3 protein-coding genes are annotated in these 4,189 nt (G+C 47.1%); all 3 read right to left on the bottom strand.

Going from position 1 to position 4,189, the window contains the following annotated elements; translation table 11 throughout:
* Nucleotides 1–522: hypothetical protein (locus WEIDD23_RS13465; RefSeq protein ID WP_197458800.1), on the bottom strand; the 522-nt coding region annotated here is incomplete at its 3' end.
* A gap of 187 nt (nucleotides 523–709) precedes the next feature.
* Nucleotides 710–3,217 carry a beta strand repeat-containing protein gene (locus tag WEIDD23_RS04020; protein ID WP_010373485.1) on the bottom strand — a complete coding sequence of 836 codons (2,508 nt, stop codon included), beginning with the start codon at nucleotides 3,215–3,217 and terminating at the stop codon, nucleotides 710–712.
* Between the two features lie 34 nt (nucleotides 3,218–3,251).
* Nucleotides 3,252–4,189, bottom strand: a 938-nt coding sequence (locus WEIDD23_RS04015; protein WP_197458799.1) for a DUF3324 domain-containing protein, incomplete at its 5' end; no start/stop codon positions are given.

Raw genomic sequence — 4,189 nt, 5'->3', positions numbered from 1 at the left:
TTGCTGATCCCATTGATCAGTCGCATAACCACCATTCTTTAATAAGTTCACCATATCTGTCCGACGACTATCGCTGATGAAATTTTGCGATACCAAACTGGTTGGCGTTTGTGAATTGCTATCGGCTAACGCACCCGCGTTCACCATTTGTACGGACCCAATCGCCGTTGCAACCGCGTCGTTGGTCATCGACGTATATGTCCCATCAACATCCTTTACCCGATTAGCCAAAGACACCGTTGTTAAATCACGGAAATCTGCCACGGTAAAATTAGTAACCGTTTTACCATTTGCTTTGGGCGTCTTACCGTTGGTAGCGACACTATTATCAATAATCGCTTGAATAACTGCACTTGGAATCTTATAAACCGTTAAGAGATTCTGGGTGTAATCATCTGCCGCATGAACCGTGTCATAAGATAAAGGTGACAACGAGCTGAAAGTTGAGAATGTGGCTATATTTGTCCCGATTGCGCCAACGACTGACGCTAACATCAGTATACTCATGACCCGCTTTTTCATAACGGCACATCCCCCTTTCAATTCATCTTCCTATCTATCAGATTAACCTACTTTTAGTCAGTTAATCACGGTGTCCCAAATCCCCCAAAAGACCTTTTCGGGTCCGAGAACCCCCTGTCATGGTGCATATTTATCTGTCCCAGATAACAAAAAGGGACACCTTATTCACAAGATGTCCCTTTTGCTATTATTGTTGTGTGGCACTCTGCGTATTGCTGAGTTGCCAATTGATTGTCCCGGTGTAGGCTTGTCCAGCAACAGCACCATCAAAATGCGTCATCTGAATCGATCCCATTTGTACGTCAAACGTTTGAGCCGCCGTCGCGTTACCAACTAATACCTTTGTACGACCATCGGACGTTAATTGGATGGCATCCAGCGCTTTGTTATTTGCTTTGTCTTGCACTGTGCCAAAGGTTAACGTTGGTTGGAATTGATGCTGACCATCAGCGGTTTGCCAAGCCGTTGCCGATACTGCTAGTGACCACGACTTGGGGATGGTTCCAGCCACTTCGATAGCTGTCGGTGACGTAATAACATCATCTGTACCACCAAGATTAACCTGGCCAAACCCAATGTTACCACCAGACACTGCAACTGATCCTTGCGTGTCTGATTGCGGTGCAACAACCGGTGTATCCGTCGCCGGCTTAGCGGCCTCAGAGTTAGGGACCGTAGTCGGATTGTTGACAACATCACCAACCTTGTCACTTCCACCAGCCGCGGCAATAACTTTCTCCTTATCATCATCTGACAAGCCCGTTAACGCCGCTGGATTATTAACTGCAATGGTTTTCAAAGCAGTCGCATCCAATGCCCCTGCATCAGCCAATTTCGTCACCAAATCTGGCGTTAACGTGGCTGGATTCTGCGTGGCAACCGTCGCAATGACGGTTGCATCAATCGCGTCGGGATGCGTCTTAGCAATCGTTGCCAAAGTCGTCGCATCCAATGCGTCGGCATTATTCGCTGCCACAGCTGCCAATGAAGTTGACGTAATCGCATCGGGACTCGTCTTCGCGACCGTTGCAAGGACGTCTGCGTTCAGGGCTGCCCCGTTACCTTTGGCAATTGCTGACAACGAATCCGCCGTAATCGCCGTTGGATTGGAATTGACCACCTGTGATACGACGGCCGGGCTCAAAGCATCGGCACTACCTGATGCAATCGCCGACAGTGAATCTGATGTAATCGCATCGGGCTGCTTTTCTAAGATGCTTGATACCAAATTACTGGTTAACGCCCCAGCACTATTTTGCGCAATTGCCGACAGCGAATCTGACGTAATCGCAGTCGGCTTATTTGCTAGCACTGATGACACCACCTTATCATCGATTGCAGTCGCATTATTCGCCGCAATCGATGAAAGCGCATCGGCCGTAATCGCGTTGGCATTTTTATCTGCCAAGCTGGTTAAGGTGTTGGCGCTCAATGCATCGGCGTTCGTTGTCGCCAATGTTTGAAGGACGTTGGACGTCACAGCCGTTGCGTTTTGACTAACAATCGTCGTCACCGTACTACCCGATAGTTGCGGTGCAATCGACTGGAACCCAGCTGAACTAACCCCTGGCCAGGCACTTTGACTCGCCAATTGATTCGTAGCCAAATCATTGGCCGTCTTATCATCCAAAGTCAACGACGCACCACCGGAATTCAGGGCTGAAGCGATAACATAAGCTGTATTGCCAGAGACGTTTAGGTTTTCACTACCTGCCAAATTAACACTACCACCATCTGATTTCGACGCGTTTGAAAAGACCGAACCGTTATTGTAGTCAATCGAGGTAATGTTATTACCACCCAAATTCAATGCTGAAATTTGTGAGCCAATTCCCGATAAAATATTACCATCTAGCGTTGTAAAATCATTATTCGACAAATCCAGGTCTGTGACCGAATTTGAGGTTAACGTATTTGACCGGAACAAATAGTAGGCTGAGCCATCAATGGCAGCAGAACCTTGTTGATCAGACCCTAACCGATTGCCACCTAAGTTTAAGGTCTTCAAATTTGTTAGTTTATTAGTTTGAACCAAAGCCATTGTGGCCATGTGTACGGTGCTATACGCACTCTGCGTAGGCACCTTTGATAACATCCCCGTTAAATCAAGAGTTGTTGCATTTGTGGCTGAATTAATTACTGCCATCAACACGTTCAAAATAGGGGTTGGCGTGTAGTATTGATCACCACCGCTCCACTTAGGCACACCTTTATCAAGAATTGTGCTAACAGCTGTCTGCCCCGTCGACAAATAATCGGCACCGAGCACGACATCATTTGTCACAACCGGAGACGCGCCACCAGTCGTTGCTGTGTAATCCAATGATCCTAGCCAATCAGCCACATTACTGTTAGCTTTCGATGTGTATGTGCCATCCGCATTTTTAGTACGCGTTGCTAGCGACAGCGTCTTCAACTTTTGTACATCACCCAACGTAAAGGTATTCACTGTTTCACCCGCGGCAGTCGGCGTGCGGTCATCACTCTCGAGACTATTGTCGAGCATCGTTTGGATAACTGCTTTGGGAATTCCCAATTGCAAGAGCGTCGTCGAAGCCGTATCGGCCCGCACCACTTGGTTAGGTTGCGCCATAGTTGCTTCATAACCAACTACGCCACCAAATTCCAACCCAATTAATGTCAAAAAGGCGACGACTGCCCGTAAGCGCCTCTTATTCAAGCGTACATTTACCATGACAATCGTCCCCTTTCCCAATTTCAATATTGATTTATTTCTGATTTGCCTTTAACTTAGCGAGTTCAGCTTCCAAGTCAGCCATACGACTATCCGCCCGCTTACGACGCTTCATCATCAAGAAAATCATACCGAATACAGCCGCGACCAATACAACAATTGCTGAAATACCAGCAATAATACTTGTTGGCACACCACCAGCGGCTTGCTTAATATCAGCGTTCAATTTTTTAGCTTGCTGACTGGTCAGCGTTACGTCGTTCGTATAGGTTTTCTTGTAACGATAGCGTTGGCCCGTACCATCCTGGTATTGCCCAGCACTATCCTTAACGTAGTAAGCCGTCGTTTTCATTGTGTACTTACCGGCAGTTGCGTTTTCCTTCAACGGTACCAGATAGCTAAAGTTCGAATTTGGTGCCATTTGCATATCACGTTGCTTACGCGCATATGTTTTACCATCTTTTGTCACCGTGGCTTCAACTGCTAATTGGTTCAAATACGTGCTCGTTGTGTTACGCATCTTAATCGCAATGTTCGTCGTACCAGCCTCATTCTTCGTTGCTACCCCTGCAAACGTCAAATCAGGCTCCCATGTACGATTTTCATTACGCGCCAAAATGCCGACAGTGTATTGGAATTTATTGACAATCCCCATACTACCTTGACCGGTTGTTGCTTTTTCACCCGTTTCAGGCTCAAAAATCAATGCCCCGGAAACCATCCCGGGCAACGTTGCACCAGGCATCGTTAGCTTAGCTGTATACGTCACTGTTTGCCCAGCTGGAATTGTAATTTTGTCCGGCGCTTGCACCAACTTGTTCACGTTGTACACCAACGATGGATCTAACTTTGCTTGGTTATCGTACTGGACAATCCCACTGTTACTAGTTGATGCTGGTGCCGCTTGGGCATCCACCACCATGTCTTTCTTGGTGGTGTTTTGTAACATGACGGATAAGTTTTCACTTTGGT

Source organism: Weissella sp. DD23 (assembly GCF_001579105.1).
Lineage (GTDB): Bacteria > Bacillota > Bacilli > Lactobacillales > Lactobacillaceae > Weissella > Weissella cibaria.
The sequence above is the reverse complement of the archived record's forward strand: the minus strand, read 5'-3'. Positions and strand labels throughout refer to the sequence as shown.